The organism is Bradyrhizobium barranii subsp. apii, assembly GCF_011516635.5.
Classification (GTDB): Bacteria; Pseudomonadota; Alphaproteobacteria; order Rhizobiales; family Xanthobacteraceae; genus Bradyrhizobium; species Bradyrhizobium barranii.
In genome coordinates, this window is sequence record NZ_CP096255.1 from 4,079,562 (window position 1) to 4,103,312 (window position 23,751).

Annotated in this window: 11 protein-coding genes, 2 pseudogenes and 1 riboswitch; of the genes and pseudogenes, 6 read left to right on the forward strand and 7 right to left on the reverse strand. The window is 64.3% G+C overall.

Annotation, left to right across the window (positions count from 1 at the left end):
- Positions 1–38: 38 nt before the first annotated feature.
- Positions 39–1,613 (forward strand): winged helix-turn-helix domain-containing protein, encoded by a 1,575-nt coding sequence (locus tag HAP41_RS19300; RefSeq protein ID WP_166097973.1) that lies wholly within the window; start codon positions 39–41, stop codon positions 1,611–1,613.
- A gap of 133 nt (positions 1,614–1,746) precedes the next feature.
- On the opposite strand, the gene HAP41_RS19305 is transcribed toward HAP41_RS19300, so the two are convergent.
- On the reverse strand, positions 1,747–3,531 hold the full coding sequence (locus HAP41_RS19305; RefSeq protein WP_166105912.1) for an adenylate/guanylate cyclase domain-containing protein: 1,785 nt from the start codon (positions 3,529–3,531) through the stop codon (positions 1,747–1,749).
- A gap of 581 nt (positions 3,532–4,112) precedes the next feature.
- Between HAP41_RS19305 and HAP41_RS19310 the strand changes: the two genes are divergently transcribed.
- Positions 4,113–4,640: a cupin domain-containing protein gene (locus tag HAP41_RS19310; RefSeq protein WP_166097971.1), complete on the forward strand. Its 528-nt coding sequence runs from the start codon at positions 4,113–4,115 to the stop codon at positions 4,638–4,640.
- Between the two features lie 140 nt (positions 4,641–4,780).
- On the opposite strand, the pseudogene HAP41_RS19315 reads toward HAP41_RS19310, so the two are convergent.
- Positions 4,781–5,616, reverse strand: a pseudogene (locus tag HAP41_RS19315) (IS5 family transposase).
- 82 nt (positions 5,617–5,698) lie between these two features.
- Between HAP41_RS19315 and HAP41_RS19320 the strand changes: the two are divergent.
- Positions 5,699–15,496 (forward strand): annotated as a pseudogene (locus HAP41_RS19320) (beta strand repeat-containing protein); the annotation flags it as partial.
- 11 nt (positions 15,497–15,507) lie between these two features.
- On the forward strand, positions 15,508–17,202 hold the full coding sequence (locus tag HAP41_RS19325) for a ShlB/FhaC/HecB family hemolysin secretion/activation protein (RefSeq protein WP_166097967.1): 1,695 nt from the start codon (positions 15,508–15,510) through the stop codon (positions 17,200–17,202).
- Positions 17,203–17,317: 115 nt separating this feature from the next.
- Here the strand turns inward: HAP41_RS19325 and bluB are convergent, their stop codons facing one another.
- The 3 genes from bluB to cobU are packed head-to-tail and all read right to left on the reverse strand — an operon-like array spanning position 17,318 to position 19,240.
- Positions 17,318–17,950, reverse strand: coding sequence for a 5,6-dimethylbenzimidazole synthase (bluB, locus tag HAP41_RS19330; RefSeq protein WP_071915467.1), 633 nt, complete (start codon positions 17,948–17,950; stop codon positions 17,318–17,320).
- A 4-nt stretch (positions 17,951–17,954) separates the two neighbouring features.
- Positions 17,955–18,737, reverse strand: coding sequence for an adenosylcobinamide-GDP ribazoletransferase (gene cobS, locus HAP41_RS19335; RefSeq protein WP_166097959.1), 783 nt, complete (start codon positions 18,735–18,737; stop codon positions 17,955–17,957).
- A complete protein-coding gene (gene cobU, locus HAP41_RS19340; protein WP_166097946.1) occupies positions 18,734–19,240 on the reverse strand; it encodes a bifunctional adenosylcobinamide kinase/adenosylcobinamide-phosphate guanylyltransferase in 507 nt (168 codons plus the stop codon). The genes cobS and cobU overlap by 4 nt, the downstream gene beginning before the upstream one ends.
- A 181-nt stretch (positions 19,241–19,421) precedes the next feature.
- On the opposite strand from cobU, the gene cbiB reads away from it, so the two are divergent.
- Positions 19,422–20,345, forward strand: a complete 924-nt coding sequence (gene cbiB / locus HAP41_RS19345) for an adenosylcobinamide-phosphate synthase CbiB (RefSeq protein WP_175618456.1) — start codon at positions 19,422–19,424, stop codon at positions 20,343–20,345.
- Between the two features lie 11 nt (positions 20,346–20,356).
- Complete coding sequence (gene cobD, locus HAP41_RS19350; RefSeq protein WP_166097941.1) at positions 20,357–21,322, forward strand: threonine-phosphate decarboxylase CobD; 966 nt, start codon at positions 20,357–20,359, stop codon at positions 21,320–21,322.
- Here the strand turns inward: cobD and HAP41_RS19355 are convergent.
- Together HAP41_RS19355 and cobO are read right to left on the reverse strand one after the other, a co-directional pair.
- Positions 21,311–22,759: a cobyric acid synthase gene (locus tag HAP41_RS19355; RefSeq protein WP_166097936.1), complete on the reverse strand. Its 1,449-nt coding sequence runs from the start codon at positions 22,757–22,759 to the stop codon at positions 21,311–21,313. The two genes, cobD and HAP41_RS19355, sit on opposite strands and share 12 nt — an antisense overlap.
- Before the next feature lie 26 nt (positions 22,760–22,785).
- The gene (cobO, locus tag HAP41_RS19360; protein WP_166097924.1) at positions 22,786–23,421 is read right to left on the reverse strand and encodes a cob(I)yrinic acid a,c-diamide adenosyltransferase; all 636 of its coding nucleotides are present in this window, start codon (positions 23,419–23,421) and stop codon (positions 22,786–22,788) included.
- Positions 23,422–23,461: 40 nt separating this feature from the next.
- A riboswitch (cobalamin riboswitch) is annotated at positions 23,462–23,683 on the forward strand.
- Positions 23,684–23,751 lie beyond the last annotated feature (68 nt).

The window sequence follows — 23,751 nt, forward strand, 5'->3', positions numbered from 1 at the left end:
CCGGGCCTGACCGGAGACCGTCCAAGGGATTTCGCGTCTTGCGCTATCTCTTCGAAGACTACGAACTGGATTCCGGCCGCCGCGAGCTGTACCGCGACACAAACGTCGTCGCCCTGGCGCCACAGACCTTTGACTTTCTGGACTACCTCATCCGCAACCGCGAGCGCGTGGTTTGCAAGGACGAGCTCATCACAGCCATTTGGCAGGGGCGGTGCGTGTCGGATGCCGCGCTGACGACCCGCCTGAATGCCGCTCGGTCCGCAATTGGCGATTCCGGGGAGAAACAGCGGCTGATCAAGACGCTGCCAAGGAAGGGCTATCGCTTTATCGGTATGGTGCAGGAGGCTGACGGCGCCCCCACTGTGGCGGTAACAGAAATCCAGAGGGAGACGGCTAAACCCGCCCTCACACTTCCCGACAAACCGTCGCTGGCCGTTCTGCCATTCACCAACCTGAGCTCCGATCCAGAGCAGGAGTATTTTGCCGACGGCATGGTCGAGGACATCATCACCGGCCTTTCACGGTCCAAATCGCTGTTCGTCATCGCGCGACAGTCCACTTTTACCTACAAAGGCAAGGCTATCGACATCAGGCAGGTCGGGCGCGAGCTGGGCGTTCGGTATGTGCTCGAAGGCAGTGTGCGCAAATCCGGCGATCGAGTTCGCATTGCCGGGCAGTTGATCGAGGCGACGACGGGTGCTCATCTTTGGGCGGACCGGTTCGACAGCCAGCTCAAAGATATCTTCGATCTGCAGGACCAAGTGACGAGTAGCGTGATTAGCGCGCTCTTTCCTCAATTGGAGCGCGCGGAGATCGAGCGCGCAAAACGCAAGCCTACCGAAAATCTTCAGGCCTACGACTACTATCTGCGTGCACTCTCGAGCTTCTATGAATTCACCCGCGAACAAAACATTGAAGCCCTCAGACTGATCCGTCTTGCTGTCGAGATCGATCCCGGATTGGCCTCAGCATACGCGCTTGGTGCTTATTGCTATCTGCAACGAAAGATCTTCGGCTGGACGATCGACGCGGCTCAGGAACTGAACGACACCCGACGGTTGGCGAGGCGTGCGATCGAGCTCGATAAGGATGATCCAACCGTACTCGTGAGAGCCGGGCAGGCAATTGGCGCCGTATTATATGAGATCGACGATGGCGTGGCCCTCGTCTCCCGAGCGCATGAGCTTAACCCGAACCTGGCTGTCGCACGGTATACCATCGGCTGGGAACACATACGGCGCGGTGACATAGAGGGGGCGCTTAAGCAGTTCCACGCCGGGGGGCGTCTAAGCCCCATGGATCCGTTTCTTTTTCTGACGCAGACCGGCATAGCGTTTGCGCATTTCCTGACGGATCGATACGAGGACGGGGCATCATGGGCCAAGTCGGCTGTGCTGCACCGGCCCAACTATCTCAACGCACAATTCATTCTGGCGGCATGCCACGCGATGTCTGGAAGGGTCGAGGAAGCCCGGACGATCGGTGCACGCCTGGTGGAAGCGAGGCCGGCTCTCCGCGTCTCCACACTCGTTCCAAAGCTCGCTCGATTTTACGGGCCGGAATACCTCGAAAGGGTCATGCGAGCTTGCTCCATCATGGGTCTGCCCCCATGAGTGCGTGCGGTTGTCGGGAAAGACCGGTCTCATTCCAATTCCCATCAACGGCGCAGTATGCAATGGCCGCTCTTGGCCCTTCGCAGACGTGGCGTTGCTCGATGCTGATTTCGGCTTGGACCCATACCAGACATCATCCCTCCGGTACCTCGGCCAAACGCATACCTTCATAGACGCGTTCGCGTCCGGCGAGGTGGGTGGGATTATCACTCGCTGCGCCGAGGCGGAACCGGCGGATGGTAAAGCTTGGATCAAGCGCAAGTCCTGCCTTCGCAGCGGCCCGCGCCTCATCCAGCGAGCCGAGCAGCGCCAGGACGGCGGCGATTCCAAAATGCGTGATCGGATAATTTCGGTTGGCCTCGAGACTTCGACGGAACCAAGTTACTGCTTCGGCGTCGGCATTGAGCTGCACTTTGGCGAAGCCGACCATCTGCAGCCACCGGAAGGCGGAGATGTCGCGAGGAGAGAGGCGGAACGCTTCGTTGACATGGGCCTCAGTCTCTGCGCCGCGACCGAGAGAATTCATGGCGAAACCGATGGCCGCGTGCGCGTTAGCCAGATTTCGATCCAACGCCAACGCTCGCTCGCATTCGGCGATGCCTTGAATCGCACGATTCGTAAAAATCTGGACTACCCCTAATATCATGTGGGCCAAGGCGTGGTTCGGCGCGAGAGACAGCGCCTTTGTCAACGTCGTCTCGGCTGCCGCGAGATGCGCGGCCCGGTCGTCGGCCAGGAAGATCGCTCCGATGGACGCATCCACCAACCCCACACCGACCATCGCTCCGATATTTCCGGGATCGAGCGCCAAGGCTCGTTCAAAAAAGCTGCGGGCTTGTGCCATCGATTCGGACGTGATCCCCTTGTTCCACAAGGCCACGCCTCGGAAATAGAAGTCCATCGCATCGGGATGCCGCGAACGTTCCGCTCGGCGCGCCTCAACCGCGATAAGCTGGGCGTCCAGCGCATTGGCGAGCCTTGCTACGATTTCGTCCTGCGTATCGAAAAGGTCGGTGACAGGCTTGTCGAAGCGTTCGGCCCATAGATGCGACCCGGTTTCGGCGTCAATCAGCTGCACATTTACTCGAAGCCGATTGCCGCCACGTTGCACGGAGCCCTCGAGCAAGTAGCGAACATTCAACTCGCGACCGATCTGTTTGAGATCAATCACTTTGTTCTTATAGGTGAATGCGGTGTGTCGGCCGATTACGAATGCGCCACTGATGCGTGACAGGTCCGTCGTGAGGTTCTCAGTCACGCCATCGACAAAATAATCCTGCTCGGTATCGCCCCCAAGGTTCATGAAAGGCAGGACGACGATCGAAAGTCGTGGCGCTGGAAGCACGGCCGGTCTCGCGCGGTCGGCTTGTACCGGCGGGTTAGGTCCTTCCTGGAGCACAGCGTAGGCTCGCACTGGGCGGTCGATGTTTTTGAGGTTCTGCTCGCCAAGATCGGCAAACTCAACCTCGATCTTGTCTCGGATTTGATCGTAGGCGGCGGACGAGATGCAGATACCGCCGGGCTCAGCGATGCTCTCAAGCCGCGCAGCGATGTTAACGCCGTCTCCAAAGATGTCATGAGGCTCAACGATGACGTCACCGATGTTGACACCCACACGGAAAGCAATGCGCCTGTCTTCCGCGTCGTCGATTGTAAGTTCCCCGATGCGGGTCTGAAACTGCACCGCAGTTCGGACGGCTTCGACAGCGCTCGGAAACTCCGCCAAGAAGCCGTCGCCGATGTTCTTCACGATACGGCCGCCGTGTTCGGCGATTGCCGGTGCGACAGCGTCCGCTAGGAGCGCCGTCACCTTGGCGTAGGTCGCCTCTTCATTCTCGTGCATCAGCCGCGAATAGCCAGCCACGTCAGCTGCCACTATCGCCGCCAACCTGCGCTCAACCCGGACTGGCGCCAACATCGCTTTGACTGAATGCCCGCTCAAGCTGGTGACCGTTCCTGGGTTCTTCTGAGACATGCCGACCGTCAGTTGAAATCTCTGCGTTCGAGGGCTAGCCGGAAAACACTTGCTCGCACCGATGTCTTCTCAATTTGAACCAGCTCGGACATGCGCGGCCGAGGCTACGCTTGGGCTGCACCCAAATCGAAGGCGGAACATTCGGGAGAAATGCGCGTAGGGCATCTCGCTTTCCCTTTCGCAACCAAGGAATGAGGCGACCTCTTTACCGCAAGTGCGCACAAGTCTGAATGCCGCAACAGCGGCACACAAAAATGTGTTCCCAGCCGTTGCTGGGAAATGACGCGCTCCTGTTCGTTGAAGGAGTGCGCGTCACCGCATCGGAAAGGGAGCGCCAGCCACTCCACGTTCATTCCTCATTGTTCTAGATGTCAACCGCTCGAGAGAGTGATTGGACCAGCACAGCAATCCTTGTGCCGATCTGACGGCGCTCTGGTGGCGATGGTGTCAAACTGCTGCGGTCAACAAGCCGAGCGTCATCTGCAAGTGTCTTGCCTGCAGCATCATGTAAGAGGTCTCTGGCGATGCCTGACAATCTCAATCCGAATGATCGTCGCTCGACGGGCGCAATCAATGCTCAAGAAGTGTTTTCCCCGCAGCAACACTTGCGTCCGATGAACGAGTATCTCACTGAGGTTTCCGATAATGCAGGAGACTACTGTCTCATCCGATGTACCCTGCCCGCGGGCGCGGTGGTGCCGATGCATAGTCACGCCGATCGAGAGACGTTTTACGTGGTGTCCGGGAGCATAAATGCTCTTCAGGGAGACCGCTGGGAGGAGCTTGGACCGGGCGATGTCTTCGATGTGCGAGACGGTGCCAAGCACGCTTGGAGAAACTCGTCGCAACTGGCTGCTTCGATCATATGCGTGACAACAACAAAGATGGCGCGGTTTCTGCAGGAGATATCGAGTTCAGCTGCCGGCTCTTTGCCGGAAGAGCAAGCGCGACGCTTCCTCAAGCTCGTCCAGGCAAACGGGTATTGGCTCGCGAGCCCGGAGGAAAACTCAGCGGTCGGATTGACTGTCAATTGGAGCGGGGGCGGCGACTGACTGCGGTTCCTGCCTCGTGCTGGACGCCCTGAATTATTGCACTGAAGAAGGGGCGGGCAACCGAAACGAGTGGCTAAGCACTATCGCAAGCGCACGTCGGCCCACTTCCGGTCCTGGCCCTTAGAGTCTGTCCGGAAAGATTACCTTGGATTGCATAGCTTTCGCAGCATGAGTCGGATGGAGGCCAGCTTGAGAAAGGCGAGCGCCCTGTGATTGAAGCATTCCCAATCTTTGGACAGTCTTCGGCATCGCCCGAGCCAGGCAAAGGTACGCTCGACGATCCAGCGTTTGGGCAAGACGACGAAACGGTGAGCCTGATCGGAGCGTTTGACGATTTCGAGGTTCACGCGCTTCAGAGCGCTACGCAGCCCCTTCTGGAAATGTGGCCCTTGATATCCGCCGTCGGCGTAGAGCTTCAGAAGAAAGGGATAGAGGCCGAACAACGTTGCCATCAGGAGCACGCCGCCGTCGCGATCCTGGATGTCCGCCGCATGCACGATGGCGTGCATCAAGAGGCCTTGCGTGTCGACGAGAATGTGCCGCTTCTTGCCCTTGATCTTCTTGCCCGCGTCGTAGCCATGGAGATCATGAGGCCCCCTTTTTCAGCGCTTTTCACGCTCTGGCTATCGATGATGGCGGCGGTGGGAGAAGCCTCGCGCTCGGCCCTTTCGCGACATTCGACATAGAGGGCGTGATGAATTTTATCGAGCGTGCCGTTCCAGCTCCACAGATCGAAGTAGCCATACAGCGTCGAGCGCGGCGGCAGGTCCTTGGGGATCGCGCGCCACTGGCAACCTGTGCTCAGGATGTACATCAGCCCGTTGGCAATCTCGCGCAGGTCCACCGTACGCTTGTTGCCGCCGCGCTTGGCCGGCGGGATGCGAGGCGCGATCAGCGCCCACTCCTCGTCGGTCAAGTCGCTCGGATAGCGCAGGCGGCTGCGGTCGTAGCGTGCACGGTTCTCGGTAGTCCACATTGGCGGCGCGTCCCCATCGAATCAGGCCGCTCACCTTGAATCACAACCGATTCATTCGACTCAACATGTTTTGGAACAGACACTGAGTGACTACGGACGCAACGGCTCCGGCGTGCTGGTGGCCGCAGATACGCCTTTGGCCGTCTCGGCACCGATTGTCACCGTTGCGGCGGTGGTCAAGGACGCGACCACCGGACCTTATGCCGGCAAGACCATCGACACCGAGGCGATCGCCGGCGGTGCGGCGCTTTACTTCGGCGCCGATGCGGCTGTCGCGGTCGGCAATGTCAGCAACTCCGTGGTGGCGATGCTTGGCGGCCAGATCACCGGCACGGGCGGCACCGGCACTGGCGCCGCGGTCATGGCGCAGGATTCGACGACCCAGGTGGTCTTCACCGGCGGCGTCACCGGCGGCGCCGTGGCCGTCGGCGCTTCGGTCGCGTCGGCAAGCCGAACGAGCTCGGTCGCTGCGAGGGTTCTGAACGGCTCCACCGTCAACGTCACGACTCTGGCAGTTGGAGCAAGCGGCGCCGGCACCTTGACCACGACGTCCACAGCACTTGGCGGCGGCATCGTCGCGGGCGTCGGTGCGGATGCGGAGGCCCACGAGAACTCGTCCGTGTTGGCGGAGATCGGTAGCAGTGCCTCGATCACGACGTCGGCGGCCGGCGTCCGCACGCTGGTGTCGGCGTCGATCGCGCCCAACCTGTCGAGCGAGGCAATCGGCGTCTCGGTCGGTGGCGGTGCCGTCGGCGTCGCCATCGCCAAGTCCACGGTCGGCGCCACGGTGACGGCCGATGTCGGCGACAACGTCAGCTTCTCGGGCGGTGCGCTCGCGGTAACCGCCATGGCGCTGGTTCCGACCGTCGGCACCACGACGTGGGCCAAGGCGCTCGCCGGCGGCGGCGGCTCGCTGATCGGCGCACAGGGCAGCCTTGCCGTGGCGTCCGAGAACGCGACGGTGAGCGCCTATGGCGGGACGGGGATCCGGCTTCCCAACGCCGACGTCACCATCGCGGCCGAGAACGACAGCGCCCAATACGCCGAGGGGACGGGCCTTTCGAGCGGCTTCCTGGCGCTCGGTGCGACGGTCGCGCAAACGTCGTCGAACGCGCACACCTATGCCTATCTGGGTGCGCCCGCCGATATGGATAATCTCAATCACGGCAATTACACGGGCATCCTCCGGATCACGGCCACCGGTACGGATACCAACGTCTCCAACGCGACGGTTGGCGCGGGCGGCACCTATGCCGGCGCGGCGGCGGTCGCGACGACCAGCTCGACCGCCGTGACCAACGCACGGTTCGACGGCGGCACGACGGACGACACGCTCTATTTCGGTGGCCTCCGGATCAATGCCAAGCACACCACGAATTACGCCGCCAGCGGCGACGCCTACCAGGCCTCGACGGCCGGTGTCTCCGCCGGCAAGGCGCAGAACGACGTCGACTCGACCACCACTGCCGAGATCGGAACGCACCTGATCATCAATTCGGCGGGCGGCAACATGGTCGTCATCGCCAACGACATCGTCAACCAGGGCGGCGGCGGCGCGCGGTCGGGCTCCGGCGGCTCGTTCTCGGGTGCCGCTGCACTCAGCACCTCGACCGTCACCCAGCACGTCAACACCAATATCGGGGCTGGCACGGTCCTGAGCCTCAACGGCGATCCGCGGACGTCGGCGGCGTTCATCAATATCGAGGCCTACAACACGCTGAACACCAACGATACGGCGAGCCTCGCCACGGCCAGCTTCTTCGCCGGCGGCGGCGCCGAATCCAACATGACGGCGAACGCCACGCTCGCGGTCAACATCAATGCCCGCGAGCTGTTCAGCGTGGGCAAGATCTATATCGGCACGGCCGCGAAGATGGCGGCGGCGAACAACGCCAATGCCAGCCTCTACGGCGCGATCGCGGGCGTCGGCGCCAGCACCAACAGCTGGGTCCACGCCAACCAGTCCGTCAATGTCGGCGACAACGCAAAGATCGCGGCCTGGCGCGACATCACCATCTACGCGGGCCTCGCCGGCGACGGCACCGTCTTCAGCAGCGTGCAGGCGACGGCGACGACGGTGGTCTACAACAACACCGCCGTTCCGATCTCCACGCTTTATCGCGGCACGGCCAATGCCGACGACACCACGAGCCTGACGCTGGCCCCCACGTCGAGCATCCTCGGCGCGCGCGACATCTATCTGGGCGCAACGCAAGGGCAGGTCACGGCGGCCGGCAACGGCAGCAACTACAATCCGTATCTGGACATCTTCAGCGCCAAGAACAGCGACAATCACAGCCACACCAGCGGAACCGGCGATGTCGCGCTCAATGGCACGGTGGTGGCCGGCGTCAACAACGATGTGACGATCACGATCGAGCTCGGTGCGGCCGCGCCGACACTGAGCACGACCAGTCCGTATACCCTGCTGACAAACGGCTCTTCGTCGGTCCTCGAGCTCGTCCCCGACGTCAATCATTTCAGCCCGGTGATGAGCTGGAACCACCAGACGGTCCAGTATGCCGTCGTCGGCAACTTCAATCCCTACCAGCTGGTGGTCAACCAGCTGGCGACGCTGACCGGCCTGACCGCGGCGCAGGTCCGCTCGCAGCTCGCGGCGGCGACGCCCACGTCGCCCGCGAGCATGTCGCCGTCCGGCACCGATCCGACCGGCGACATCCAGCGCCAGATCGACACGCTGATCAAGCAGGCGCCGTTCACCTCCGACGCGCCCGGCAACGCCTTCGCGTTCGGCGACATCCTGGTGTCCGCCGGCAACGTCTCGATCCTGGCGCAGAAGCTCACCGGCAACAGCGGCACGAATCCTGCCGCGCCCGCGGTCATCGCGCGCAGCTCGCCCTTGATCAAGATCGAGAACAAGGGTCTCGACTTCATGAGCCTGGGCAATCTCACGGTCGCCGATGTGACCGGAGGAAACATCACTTACCGCCAGATCGACCATGTCGACCCGGATTCGCACTCCAACGTGACTTTCACCGCGATGCCGAGCGCCTCGCCGGTCATCGACGTCTCCGCCACCTACAACCGCCTGGATCCGGACTCCGGCCAGGGTATCGACCAGAACGGCAACGTGCTGACCCGCACGCCCGACATCTATTTCAACGGCGCCGTCAACAACGCGAACGGCCTGCTCAAGATCATCAACAATCTCGGCAGCGTCGTCGCATCGCAGTCGCTCAGTGCCGCGACCGTCCAGATCGTGGTGCCCAAAGGCACCTTCACCTTCCTCGGCGGTATCGGGAGCTTCTACGACAGCGGCAGCGCGGTCACCTCGCAATGGGCCACCACTGAAAACAGGCCGGAAGACACGCTGACCGCGGTGATGACGGCGGCGACCTATCTCGGCGCCTACGGCGACTACTATACCGCTCCGCATATCGCTTCGGGAACCGATCACCCCTATTTCTATTACTGCTGCACCGACGGCAGCCACGGCGTGTATCAACCCGTCGGCAACGCCGACGCCAGCACGATCTTCACCGCGCGCATGCTGATGACGTATTACGACGGCACCTCGCTCTATTCATCGATCTTCCTGCCGGTGGGCAGGGGTACGCCTGGGAACACCAGCACTCCCGATGCCGGCAGCGTGCCTGACATCGCGACCCTCAAGATCATCGAGGGGCAGTCGCAGGACTCGTCCAATGTCGTGCTCGCGCAGTGGAAGAAAACGACTTATGACGGCCGCAACGTCTACACCGATAGCGGTCCGTACAAGACGCCGTTCAACTGTGCGTCAGCCTGCGACAGCTCGGGCTTCTTCCAGGTGATCAACATCCAGCCGGATGCGATCACGCCGAAGACCGCGGACGCGCCGGCCACCGCGACTGCCACCCGGACCATCAGCGGCCAGGCGGTCATCATCTCGGCGTCGGTGATCAACATCAACGGCACCATCCAGGCCGGCTCGAGCAGCAATTACTCGGTCGACATCGGCGCCGCGGCGTACGATGCCATCTACGGCAGCAACGGCCTCAAGAACCGCAACGGCGGCGCGGATTTTGCCGCGGCCCAGGCCAATGCGCGGAACGGCGTCTATTACGACATCTCGGGCTCCGTGACGGCGTCGGCCAGCGGCGACGCCAAGATCGGGGTCAGGTACAACGCTCTCACCGACCAGCTCATCCTGAATGGCGTGGCGCAGGGCGCCGGCGGCTACGTCTACCTCAACGGCAAGATCATCTCGACCTCGACCGACAGCACCCAGACCCAGGGTAACATCGAGATCAAAGGCGGCGCCGGCACGGTCACCGTCAACAACACCAGCGGGCTCCAGCTGGTCACCAACACCATCAATACCAGCGTCACTGCCCAGAGCGTGGTCGAGATCGTCGACCAGCTCAAGGGGAAGACGACGTGGTGGGTTTACGATCCCAAGGCTGCAAGCAGTCAGCAGGTGTCGCGGTACGAGACCAACAGTGTCACTGCGGCCGCGATCGACCCGTCGATGCTTACGGCCAGGACCGGTACGGCGGGCGTCCAGTACCGGACGCAGGAGAACATGCTCTATCAATGGGTCGACACCGCGACGCTGGATCGTCTACCCACCAGCACGCAGTTCGACTACGGCTGGAGCTTCACGCCCAATCAGGTCACCGGCGAGAACTGGACCCGCTCGACCAACCTGGTTTCAGGCACGCAGAGCAGCAACTATCAGAAAGTCACCACCGCCACAGGCAGCTATCACTGGGCGGGAGGCGTGAACCCGGATGGGAGCCCCGTTGGACTCAACACCCATTCCAACGCGTGCTGCGGCGCGGACGCCCAGTACAACTGGTACCAGGCGATCTATGATCACCTGACGCTCACGCTGACCAACACGGTCAAGGCGTCGAACCCGATCAACATCAAGTTCATCGGCGGCAGTAGCAGCGACGTCGTGGTCAATTCGACCTCGGGCATCGTCATCAACGGGTCGATCAACAACCAGCAGGGCACGACGACGCTTGCCGCCACCGGCGCCAACTCGTCCATCACGGTCGCCGCCAATGCCAACAACCCGGTGATCTCGGGGACGAGCGTGACGCTTCGGGGGGACGGCGGTATCGGCACGCTCGGCACCACCAAGGCGCCCGTCCAGGTGCAGCTCTATGGCGGCAGCCTGACCGCGAGCTCGATCGACCGCGACATCGCGATCTCGGCCATCGGCGCGCTGTCGATCAACCAGGTGAAGGTGAACTCGGCAGGCGCGACGCCGCAGGGCAGCGTCTTCCTCTCGGCGACCGGCGACATCAACTCGGCGTCCGCCTACAACGTCGCCAATCCCGTCGTGATCGGCAAGAACATCGAGATCAACTCCACCTCCGGTGCGATCGGTGCGACGAGCGCCGTCGTCAACGGCGCGTCCACCCTGACCAACATCAATCCGCTGGTGATCCAGGCGACGGGGACGGTTCAGGCCAACGGCAGCGTCGACGGCGGTGTTCTCGACAGCGCCTCGGCCACCGGCACCTACATCATCCAGTCCAAGGGCGATTTGCGCCTCGGCACGGTCCAGTCGGCCGGTGGCCCGGTCTTCCTTGAGGCGGCGGGCTCCGACAACAACCCGGCCAACATCCTGAACGGCCGGGCGGCGGTTGGTCTGACCCAGGCGCAGAGCCAGCATCTTCAGGACGTTCAGGCGAGCCTCGACCTGCTCAGCGGCAATGCCGCCACCAACGCCGTCAACAGCTACCAGTCGATGGTGACGTCGGCCTACAACGACTACTTCCAGCTCAAGAACATCGCCTTCCCGAACGGCAGCACCTACAACCCGACCTCGGTGGGGCAGACGGTGCTGCGGGCGCAGGTGGCTGCCAAGCTCGGCATCGATCCCGCGAACGTCACGACGACGCAGATGAAGACCGAGGCCACGACGCGGTTCCTGAGGGACCAGTTCCTGCTCGGCAAGATCACCACCGACGAGCTCAAGACCTCGCTGACGACGTTGCTGGGCAGCGCGCCCACAGATCCGCTGGGGACCGTGTTCGGCAGCTCGCTGTCGTCGACCCTGTTCACCAAGTTGTTCGACGGCGTGGCGACAGCCAATCAGCGCATGCCGAGCAATACGGCGCTGCAGACGGCGCTTGGCGCCTATAATGTGAATTACAGCTACACGCTCGCATCGACCGAGCGGGTCTACAGCATCATCACCGCGGGCTCGCAGTGGACGCAGAGCCCGCTCGCCTACACGGTGTCGTCGTCGGCCGTCGGCGCGGCGCCGCCGCCGATCGACGAGAACGTCGTCGCCAATGTCAGCGCCAACCAGATCATGCTCTACGCGCCGCGCGGCTCGGTCGGCAATTCGGCAGCGCCCCAGACGTTCACCTTCACCAGCGTCGATTCCTCGTCGCTGACGCCGGAGCAGAGGGGATTGCTCGCCACCGCCGGTCCCGGCCAGCTCACCGTCGGCGCGGTCACGGACCCGACGACCCATGTCACGACCTATACGGTCAGCCTGTCGCAGCAGAACCTCGTCGTCGTCGACAACCCGATCGCGATCTCGGCCAAGGCACTGACGAATATCTATCTCGGCAGCAAGAACAGCCTCGCGCTCGGCGGCGTCACCGCCAATTACGGCCCGATCGGAGGGGCGCAGGCTAACGGCATCGAGGTGACCGGCCGCGGCGACGTCAAGCTCGACGCCGTGAACAGCATCTCCGCCAACGCAAGCGGGGCCGTGATATCAGGTGATATCGGCAACCTGACCCTGATCGCCGAGCACGGCAATGTCGGTGCCCCCTCGGGGAGCGCTGGAAGCAACCCCGCGAACAATACGAACGCGCTTCAGATCGCATTCGCGGATCCGTCCAACGATCAGCTCGACCAGGTCTCGTCGGCGCAGGGCATCTACCTGAAGCAGACCACCGGCGATCTCATTCTCGGCAACATCGCCGCCGGCAATGCGATCCAGCTCGCCGCGACCGGCAGCATCTATGCCGAAGCCGGCTTCACGGACCGTACGGCGATCCACATCCTGGGCGCCGACCTCGATCTGCGCGCCGGCGGCAATATCGGCTTCAACGGCTCGACCTTCCAGCCGCTGCAGGTGAATATCTCCGGCGCGGTGACCGGCTCAGCGGTCGGCGACCTCAGCATCCTCGCCGTCACCGGCGATCTCATGGTCGGCACGAACGGCACCTATGGGACGCTGACGGCCGGCGGCGCGCTGACCCTCAACGCAGCGCGCGGCGGGCTCACCGTCAATGCCGACATCACCAGCGGCGGCCTGATGCAGCTGCTCGCCAACCGCGGCATGACCTTCGCGGCCGGCACCAGCGCTGCGCCGGTGGTTGCGACCAGCAGCTCGGACGGCGTCACCCTGGTTGCCGCGACGCTGACGATGGGCGCCTATTCGGCCATCAACGCGGCCGGCCTGATCTCGGTGACCACCACGGGCGATGCGACGATCGGCCAGCTGAATTCGTCGCTGTCCTATGCGGCGGCCTCGAACGCACCCTCGATCATCGTCACCGCCGGCGGCGTCGCCTCGCTGGGCGCGATCATCGACAATGGCGACGGCCAGACCAAGTTCGTCGCATCCGGCGCGGGCGCCGAGCTGTCGCTGAGTGCATCGAACGGTATCGGAAGTGCCACGAGCCGGCTCGCCCTCAACGCCGTACAATTGTCGGCGAGCGCGAGCGCCGGGGGCATCTACCTGAAGGCGCTGACCGACACCGAGGCGAGCCTGCTCTCCGCGGTGAGGGGCAACGTGGACATCATCGGCACCGGCGCGCTGACGCTCGACCAGGTGCTGGCGGGCACGGCGACCGGCGCGAGCGGCAGCTTCAGTGCCGTCGCGAACAACGGCAGCATCGTCATCGGGACCGCCGACAGCAGCGGCTCGCAGACGGTCCACGCGACCCAGAACGTGACGTTCAAGTCGCTGACGACGATCGGAAATGCCGGCGACGCCGGCAACATTGACGTCACCGCCGACAACGGCTTCATCCTGGCGCAGACGGTGACGTCGGGCGGCGTGACCACGCTGGGCTCGGTCTCGGCCCACGGCTCGGCGACGCTGCTTGCGGCCACGACCATCACCGGCAACACGCTCGCCACCACGACCGGCTTGGCCGTGCTGACCGCGACCGGCCCGATCGACTGGAACACGCTCAACGTCGGGACGACGCTGGGCGCTACGGCAAGCCAGGGCAGCATCACCTTCCAGACCGCGCAGAGCGGCGGCACGCAGACCATCCGCGCCCATGACAATGTGAAGTTCAATGCGCTGACGACGACCGGCATCACCGGCGATGCCGGCAGCATCAACGTCACCGCCGACAACGGCTTCATCCTGGCGCAGACGGTGACGTCCGGCGGCGTGACGAGCCAGGGCTCGGTCTCGGCCAACGGCTCGGCGACGCTGCTTGCCGCCACGACCATCACCGGCAACACGCTCGCCGCCACGACCGGCTGGGGCCTGCTGACCGCGAGCGGTCCGGTCAACTGGAATGTCCTCAATGTCGGCACGACGCTGGGCGTGACTTCAAGCCAGGGCAGCATCACGTTCCAGACGGCGCAGAGCGGCGGCACGCAGACCATTCACGCCCACGACAACGTCACCTTCAACGCGCTGACGGCGACGGGCATCAACGGCGACGCCGGCAGCATCAACGTCAATGCGGATAACGGTTTCATCCTGGCGCAAACAGTGATGTCGGGCGGCGTGCCAACGCTGGGCTCGGTCTCCGCCAATGACTCGGCGAGGCTGATCGCGGCGGGGACCAACACCGGTCATAACCTCACGGCCACGACCGGCAACGCAGTCCTGAGCGGCACCGTCGTTCGTTGGGATAATCTTAGCGCGGGCGGCACGCTCGACGTCACCGCGACGGCCGGAGGGATCACCGTTGGCACCGCCATCAGCGGCGGCACGCAGACCCTGCATGCCGTCAACGATATCGTCTTCAGCCAGCTCACCACGACCGGTATCCCGGGCGATGCCGGCGACCTCTACGTCAAGTCCGACACGGGCTCGCTCCGCGGCGGATCGATCACCGCCAACGGCGAGACGCGTTTCGATGTGGCCGGATCGGTCTCGTTCGACCGGATCAGTGGCGACATCGTCAAGATGACGTCGTCGGGTGACCTGACGATCAACTGGGTCAGCGTCGTCCGGGAGCTCGACCTTGCGGCAGACACGATCAACGTCAGGGGCGAGCAGATCCGTTCGAATCCGGCGGTCCCGCTGATCATGAACATCACCGGCTATAACGGCGGCGTTGCGAAGTCCGCCAACATCTCGATCGATCCGGACAGCATCATCGTCAACCAGTTCAGGGTGGTAGACGCGAACTTCTGGACCGATGCGCACGCGGTCACGATCCTGAACGGCTATGTGCCGGGCCAGCTCATGCTCACCACGGCGACCCAGCAGGTGCTCCTGAACAACCGCACGCTGGCGCCGATCAACGGGCCGACGCTCCAGCTCTACCAGCCGGGCGGCGTGTTCACGATGAGCCAGATCGGCAACGCCAATGTCAGCAACGCCTATGTGGTGTTCTACACCGGCGACGTCTCGGCGAGCGTCACCAATTACGGGCCGACGCACACCTGCTGCTACGACTTCACCGGCGCCAGCATGGTGCGCAACATCCCGGTCGACGGCGAGGGTAAGGAGAGCATCGAGACCTGGCTCGCGAAGAAGGATGGCGGGACGTTCTATCTGCTCGGGCTCTCCGGCCAGGCGCGGCTCGATGCGCTGCTGACGCCGCGTCCGGTCGAGACCATCGGCTCCGGTCCTGCCGTCAACATCGAGGGACTGAGCGACCTGCGCAAGCTGCGCCGTCAGGGGCAGCGCGTGGGTCGCCCGGGCTGGAAGGATGCGGCGGTCGAGACGGCGAAGCCGTCCGTTGGCCGTCTCGCACAGGCATGGTAACGAGATTCGGGATGCGGATTTGGGGGGCAGCGTTGGGGGTGGGGCTTGCAGCTTGCTGCATCGCCCCTTCGCGCGCGCAAGTGCCCTCGATCAATCCCGGCGTGATCCAGAACGACGTCGACCGGCAGCGCCGCCAGCTCGAACAGCAGAGCGCGCCGCCCAAGCTCACCGGTCCCGCGGTGATCGGCGGCGAGCGGGAGAAGTCTGGGCTGCTGAAGCCGGGTGGGCCGAAATTCCGCCTGCGCAAGGTCGAGTTCGACGCGTCCAAGTTCATCACGCCGGCAGAGCTGGACGAGATCGCGAAGAAATATGTCGGCAAGAACGTCGACATCGCCGCGCTATTGCAGCTCGTTGCCGACATCAACGCTATCTACACCGAGCGCGGCATCGTCACGGGCATCGCGACGCTGCCGGACCAGGACGCCAAGGGCGGCATCGTCCGCGTCAAGCTGACCGAAGGCCGGCTGCAGAAGACGACCATCGAGGGCAACAAGCAGACCCGCACGGATTACATCCTTCAGCGTGTGAAGGAGCCCGAAGGCGAGGTCCTCGACGTTCCAAAGCTCAATCGCGACGTGATCTGGTTCAACCGGACCAACGACGTGCAGATCAAGGCGCTGCTCCAGCCTGGCACGAGTTTTGGCCTGACCGATCTCCAGTTCGCCGTGATCGAGCCGCCGGTCGACACCTTGCAACTCTTCACCGACAACCAGGGCGCGGAGAACACCGGGCGCTGGGAGGGCGGAGCCTTCTACAAGCGCCACGGCCTGTTCGGCGTCGACGACCGCCTGACCTTCTACGGCGTCCGCGCCGACGGCAATCTCAACGGCAACGCCGCCTACAGCATTCCGGTCAATCCCTGGGGTGGCCGCGTCGGCGTCAGCTATACCGAAGGCAAGATCAAGATCATCCAGGGACCGTTCGTCGCGCTCGACGTCACCGGACGCTCGAGCCAGGCCGCGGTCAATTTCAGCCAGCCGGTCTGGGTGACGCAGAACTGGCTGATATTGCTCAACGCCGCCGAGACCGAGGGCAAGACGGTCAGCCGCTTCGCCACGGTCTCCGTGACCGACGACCATTACGACAAGGCCACCGCCGGGCTCTCGGTGACCAATTCCGGCAACACCTATTCGATCACGGTCTCGCCGGCGGTGAACTACATCACCTGGCATGATTATGTGCTCGGCAACAACCGCGCGTTCAACACCTATACCGGCTCGCTGATCGCGACCAGCGCGGCGGGGCCTCAGAATTTCAGCGCCAACGTGCTGGCCAGCTGGCAGTACACGCAGGAGAAGCTGCTGCCGGGCGACCAGATCTTCTCGATCGGCGGTCCCACCACCGTGCGCGGCTATCCCTCCAACTCCGCATCCGGCGACAGCGGCTATTATTTCAACGCCGAGCTGCACTACAATTGGTCGTCGTGGCTCAAGGGGTTCGACACCTACATCTTCACCGACTGGGGTGCGGTCTATTCGACATTCCCGGGGGTTACCGAGCTCGCTTCGGTCGGCGTCGGCTTCTCATGGACCTATGCGTCGTTCATGACGTTCGAGGCGAATTACGCGACGCCGCTGAAGATGGCCGTCTCGACCCAGAACCATTACGAGGCCTATGGCCGCGTCATCTTCCGGCCGTTGTTGATGTTCCAGAAGCAGGAGAGCCCCGCGCCGGTGGCGGCTGCCGCCGGCAAGAGCAGGTCGTAGCGCGATTGCTTCTCTCTCCGTCATGGCCGGGCTTGTCCCGGCCATCCACGTTTTTCGACAGAGAAACCAGGACGTGGATGCCCGGGACAAGCCCGGGCATGACGAACTCGCGGCCTCAACGCCGCAGCGTGAATTCCTCCGCGCCGCGCCGGTGTTCCCATTTCGCCTGCTCGAGCTCCGGCTGGTCGCATTCGACTTCCGGATAGCCGATGCAGAGATAGGCGATGAATTTCCAGGTCTCAGGCACGTCGAGAGTGGTGTGAACGCGCTCCGGATTGAGGATCGACACCCAGCCGATGCCGATGCCATCGGCGCGCGCGGCGAGCCACATCGCGGTGATCGCGGCGACCACGGAATATTCCGTCGTCTCCGGCATGGTCGCGCGGCCGAGGCCGTGGCCGATGTCGCTCGCCTTGTCCGCGAACACGGCGAGGTGACCGGGCGCCTGTTCGAGACCGGACAGTTTTAGTGTGGCATAGCGCGCGGCGCGTTCGCCGGAGTAACAGTTCAGCGCATCGGCGTTGCATGCCCTGAAGTCGTCGATCACGTCGCGGCGTCGTGCGGCATCTTCAACGACAACGAAGCGCCAGGGCTGGCTCAGGCCGACCGAGGGTGAGAGACAGGCGGTCTCGATCAGGCGATCGATGGCGCCGGCCGGCAGCGGATCGGCGCGGAAGCGGCGCACATCGCGGCGCCACACGAACAGCTCGCGCAAATGTTGACGGAAGGTGTCGTCGAACTCGACCATGGGATCAGCCTCCCATCCGGAAGGATGCCGCCACCAGCAGAATGAGAATCTCGCCGGTCTGCTCGAATGCGCCGAGGATGTCGCCGGTCTGCCCGCCGATCTGGCGGATGGCAAGCCGCGCCAGCACCAAGCCGGCGAGGGACAGCAGGATCAGGCTGACCAGCGCCTTGCCAGGCCCGAGCGCGATGGCGAGGGCGAGCGTTCCGACAGCGAAAGCGATGGCGACGCTGCGGCCCGGCGGCGATCCCGCGCTTGCCGACAGTCCATCAGATCGTGCCGGCGGGACCAGCGACATGAAAGCCGGCACGCCCGCGCGGGCAGCAGTGTGCGCGGCGCACAGCGCGAGCGCGACGGCCCAGGGATTGGCGATCGCCGCGAGCGCGCTCCAGCGCAGACCGAACGACAGGATCAGCGCGCAGACGCCATAGGTTCCGATCCGGCTGTCGCGCATGATCTCGAGCTTGCGCTCGCGCGTCCGGCCGCCGCCGAGCCCGTCGGCGGTATCGGCAAGGCCATCCTCATGCAGCGCACCGGTGATGAGCGCGGTCGCGGCCAGCGTGAGCAGGGCGGCGAGGTTCGGTGTCAGTCCGAACCGGCTGGAGACCTTGTAGACCAAGGCGCCCGCGAGGCCGACCATCAGTCCCGCGACGGGGAGTGCCCAGGTCGATCGCGCGATGGCGCCGTCAGCCGCGGACTTCGACGATGCGACGGGGAGGATCGTCACGAACGATGCCGCCATCCTGAGATCGGCGATAATCTCTTTGAAAAGCTCGGCGCGCGGCATCATTTCAGTTTCATCGGCAGGCCGGCGACGACGAACTCGACTTCGTCGGAAACCGCCGCGATGACCTGGTTCATGATTCCGGCGGCGTCGCGATAGCTGCGCGCCAGCGCGTTGTCGGGCACGATACCGAGGCCGACCTCGTTGGTGACGAAAATGACGGGGCTCTTCTGGCCGCCCATGAAAGCGGCGAGCTTCATGAGTTCGTGTTCCCAGTCACGCCCCGCATGCATGATGTTGGAGAGCCACAAGGTCAGGCAATCCACCAGCCTTGGTCCGGCGCCATCGGTCTCGATCAGAGCCTGCAGGAGATCGAGTGGTACCTCTCGCTCGATCCAGTCGACGGCCGCGCGCTTGGCTCGATGCTTGGCGATGCGCACCTCCATTTCGGCATCGAGCGCCTCGGCCGTCGCGATGTAGATGGGCTGGCCCGGAAAACTGCGCGCGCGCTTTTCCGCGTGGGTGCTCTTGCCCGATCGTGCTCCGCCCGTGATCAAGATGACGGCCATAAAGGTCTCCTGTGGGCCTGACTAATCACCAATCGCGGCCAAAGACAAAGCCGAAATCAGGCGGCCGGGGGCTTGCGCTCGGGCCGTGCTTTGCGCAACAGGGGCGGGACAGGAGGTGGGCGTGGGTTTTGCGGGGGCGATGGCGATGGCGATGGCGATGGCGGTGGCGATGGCGGTGGCGATGGCGGTGGCGATGGCGGTGGATGCCCTGCTGGGCTGGCCGTCGTGGCTGTTCGCGCGGATCGGCCATCCCGTGACCTGGCTGGGCCGGCTGATCTCTGCCATCGACGCCGCCTGGAATCGCGATTCCGATCCGCCGGCATTTCGCCGTGCTGCGGGCGTTGCCGGAGCGCTTCTGGTGATTGCGATCTCGGTCGCAATCGGCTGGGTACTTCAGTCCTTGCTCCCCTGGGGATGGATGGAGATCATACTCGTGGGTGTGCTGGCCTGGCCGCTGGTCGCCTTGCGCTCGCTCCATGATCATGTCGCTGCCGTCGCGAAGCCGTTGCAGGCCGGCGACATCACCGCTGCGCGCGAAGCGGTTTCGCGCATCGTCGGACGCGATCCCGCGACCCTCGACGAAGCCGGCATCGCGCGCGCGGCGATCGAGAGCCTCGCCGAGAACGCCTCCGACGGCATCGTGGCGCCGGTGTTCTGGGGTGCGCTGTTCGGACTGCCCGGCATTTTGGGCTACAAGGCGATCAACACGCTGGACTCCATGATCGGTCATCGCAGCGAACGCCACGAAGCTTTTGGCTGGGCCGCCGCGCGCATCGACGACGTCGCAAACTTCATTCCGGCGCGCCTGACGGGCTTTCTGTTCGTGCTGCTGGCGACGCGGCGATCGGAGGCGCTGTCGTGCATGACGCGCGATGCTCGCCGTCACCGCTCGCCCAACGCCGGCTGGCCGGAGGCGGCCATGGCCGGGGCGCTTGGCGTGCGGCTCAGCGGCCCCCGCATCTATCACGGCAGCGCGACCGATGAGCCCTGGCTCAACGAAGGCGCGCGCGATCCGCTTGCCGCGGACATCAGCCAGGGATTGACGATCTACCGCCGCGCCATGCTGCTGCTCGCCGGCATCCTTGCGATCCTGGCCTTCGCGTGAAAGAACGGGGCATGCGCGAGCACGGTGGAAATCTCGATCTGGCCCAGCAACGTTTTGGCGGGCGCGCGGAGGACTGGATCGATCTGTCGACCGGGATCAACCGCCTGCCTTATCCCGTGGGCGAGGTGAGCGCGCGTGCATGGAACGCGCTGCCGTCGCGCGCGGAGATCGCGAGCCTGCATCAGGCCGCGCAGCACGCTTACGGCACAAGCGCGCCGATCGTCGCAATGGGCGGTGCGCAGGCCGCCATTCAATTGCTTCCGCAACTCGCGCCAGCCGGCCGCGCGCGCATCCTCGCGCCGACCTACAATGAATATGCCGGGGTCTTGTCGCTTGCGGGTTGGGATGTCCAGGAGGTCGGCGAGCTCGACGCGCTGGCAGGTGCGGATCTCGCCGTCGTCGTCAATCCCAACAATCCCGATGGCCGGCGCTTTGCGTCACAGGATTTGCTGGCGCTGCTGCCGCGCGTCGGCCGTCTCGTCATCGACGAGAGCTTTGCCGATGCTGCCTCGCAGCTGTCGCTCGCAACCCAGGCGGATCGGCCTGGGCTGCTGATCCTGCGCTCCTTCGGCAAGTTCTATGGTCTTGCCGGCCTGCGGCTTGGGTTTGCGCTCGGCCATGCGGCCGACATCGCCAAGCTCGCGGCGATGTCGGGGCCATGGCCGGTCTCGGGAGCGGCGATCGCGATCGGCTGCCGCGCCTTGCGCGACGACGCCTGGGCCGAGGCCACGTCCGCGCGGCTCGCACGCGACTGTGCCCGCCTCGACGACATCGTGCAGTCGCAAGGCTGGCGGCTCGTTGGTGGTGCACCGCTGTTTCGTCTCTACGAGACGCCTGATGCGCTTGCTGCGCAGGAGAAACTGGCGCGTAGCCAAATCTGGTCGCGCGTATTCGCGAAACAGCCGGCATGGCTGCGCCTCGGGCTTCCCGGCAGCGAAGCCGAATGGACGCGCCTTGCCGAGGCGCTAGCGCGCTAGCGCCAGCAGGCCGCCGACGTCGAGATGTTGTTCGATGTGATCGGCGAGGGCGTCGAGCGCGCTCTCGACCCTGCTGTGATAAGGCTCGTCGCCTGCCGGAATGTCGAGCTTTGTGAGATACGCCTTGCGGAAATCGTCCGACGTGAACAGGCCGTGCAAATAGCTGCCTTGCACGCGGCCATCGCGCGAGATCGCGCCTTCGGGCTCGCCGTTCAGTTTCGCAAACGGGCGGGCGCGATCCGGTCCGTCGGTGCGGCCGATGTGGATTTCGTAGGCCTCGATAGGCTGGTCCGTGGCGGCATGCACGGCCGCGACGCGCGTCAGCGTCTTCTGCGGGCTCATCATTGTCGCGACGTCCAGAAGTCCGAGGCCCGGCGTGTCGCCGGCAGGGCCTTCGATGCCATCGGGGTCTGCGACGCTGCGCCCGAGCATCTGATAGCCGCCGCAGAGGCCAAGCACATGGCCGCCGCGGCGATGATGCGCCAGGAGATCGATGTCCCAGCCCTGCGCGCGCAGGAAGGCGAGATCGCCGCGGGTGGACTTCGAGCCGGGGATGATGACGAGGCGGACGTCGCCGGGGATAGCTTCGCCCGGCCGCACCATCACGAGATCGACGCCAGGCTCGAGCTTCAACGGATCGAGATCATCGAAATTGGCGATCCGCGACAGTGCGAGGCAGGCGATCTTGCATTGGCCGGGCTTTCGCGCGTCGCTCAGCCCCAGCGCATCCTCGGCCGGCAGCTCGCGGGCGCGCGCGAACCAGGGCAGCACGCCAAGGCCGCGCCACGCGGTCTTGGCTTCGATCAGCTTGTAGCCGTCGTCGAACAGCGAGGGGTCGCCGCGGAACTTGTTGATGACGAAACCCTGGATCATCGCGGCATCGTCGGGGTCGATCACCGTCTTGATGCCGACGAGCTGGGCGATGACGCCGCCGCGGTCGATGTCGCCGACCAGCACGACGGGCACGTCGGCCTTGCGCGCAAAGCCCATATTGGCGATGTCGGCCCTGCGCAGGTTGACCTCGGCCGGGCTGCCGGCGCCTTCGACCAGCACCAGATCGGCGCGCGCTTTCAGCCGCTCGAAACTTTCCAGCACCGCGCCCATCAGCGACGGTTTCATCGCCGCATATTCGCGCGCCCGCGCGGTCGCGATGCGCTTTCCCTGGACGATGATTTGTGCGCCGACATCGCTCTCGGGCTTCAGCAGCACCGGGTTCATGTCGGTGTGCGGCTCGACGCCGGCGGCCAGCGCCTGCAGCGCCTGCGCGCGACCGATCTCGCCGCCGTCGACAGTGACGGCCGCGTTGTTCGACATGTTCTGCGGCTTGAAGGGCAGCACGCGCAGGCCGCGCCGCGTGAAGGCGCGGGCGAGGCCGGCGACGATGAGCGACTTGCCCACGTCCGAGCCGGCACCCTGGATCATCAATGCGCGCGCCATGGTGTTTTCAGAACCTGGGGCCGTGCTCAGAACTCGACGCCGGCTTGCGCCTTGATGCCGGAGCGGAAGGGATGCTTCACCAGCGTCATCTCGGTAACGAGATCGGCGATCTCGATCAGCTCGTCCTTGGCATTGCGCCCGGTGAGCACGACATGCGTCATCGGCGGCTTGTGCGTCTTCAGGAATTCGACGACCTCGGCGATGTCGAGATAGTCGTAGCGTAGCGCGATGTTGATCTCGTCGAGCACGACCATGCGCAGATTGGAATCTGTTATCAGTTCCTTGGCCTTCGCCCAGCCGGCCTGTGCTGCGGCGATGTCGCGGGCACGGTCCTGCGTCTCCCAGGTGAAACCTTCGCCCATCGCATGGAACTGGCAGAGCTCGCCGAAATGGCCGGTGAGCAGGCGCCGCTCGCCGGTGTCCCAGGCGCCCTTGATGAACTGCACGACCGCGCAGGGGAAGCCATGGGCGACACAGCGGACGATCATGCCGAAGGCGGAGGAGGACTTGCCCTTGCCGGCGCCGGTGTGGACGATGATGAGGCCCTTCTCGCCGCTCTTGGTCGCCATGATCTTGTCGCGGGCGACCTTGATTTTCGCCATTTTCGCGGCGTGGCGGGCGTCGGTTTCCTCGGCCGTTTGGGTATCCGGTTCAGGCGTCATCTGACAGGGTCCTTCGGCTTGACAAGAGGCGGCCGGGGGCAAATGGTGGCCCGGCGTTGGTTCCTGTCCTATGACAGGCGAAGAGGGAATGCGATAGGGTCCGAATCGACAAGATTCGGCTCCAAACTGCAGCCGCCCCCGCGACCGTGACCGGAGAGATGCCCGAAGCCACTAATCCCCCAGGGGGTCGGGAAGGCGGGGATCGAAGGGCCAAAAACCCTGCTCCGCAAGCCGGGAGACCTGCCAGCGCGGACGAGTTTTGGACCGGCGGACGGGGTGTTCCGCGACGGGGAAACGGACCTTCGGGGGAATGGTCCGTGTGCCTCTTCG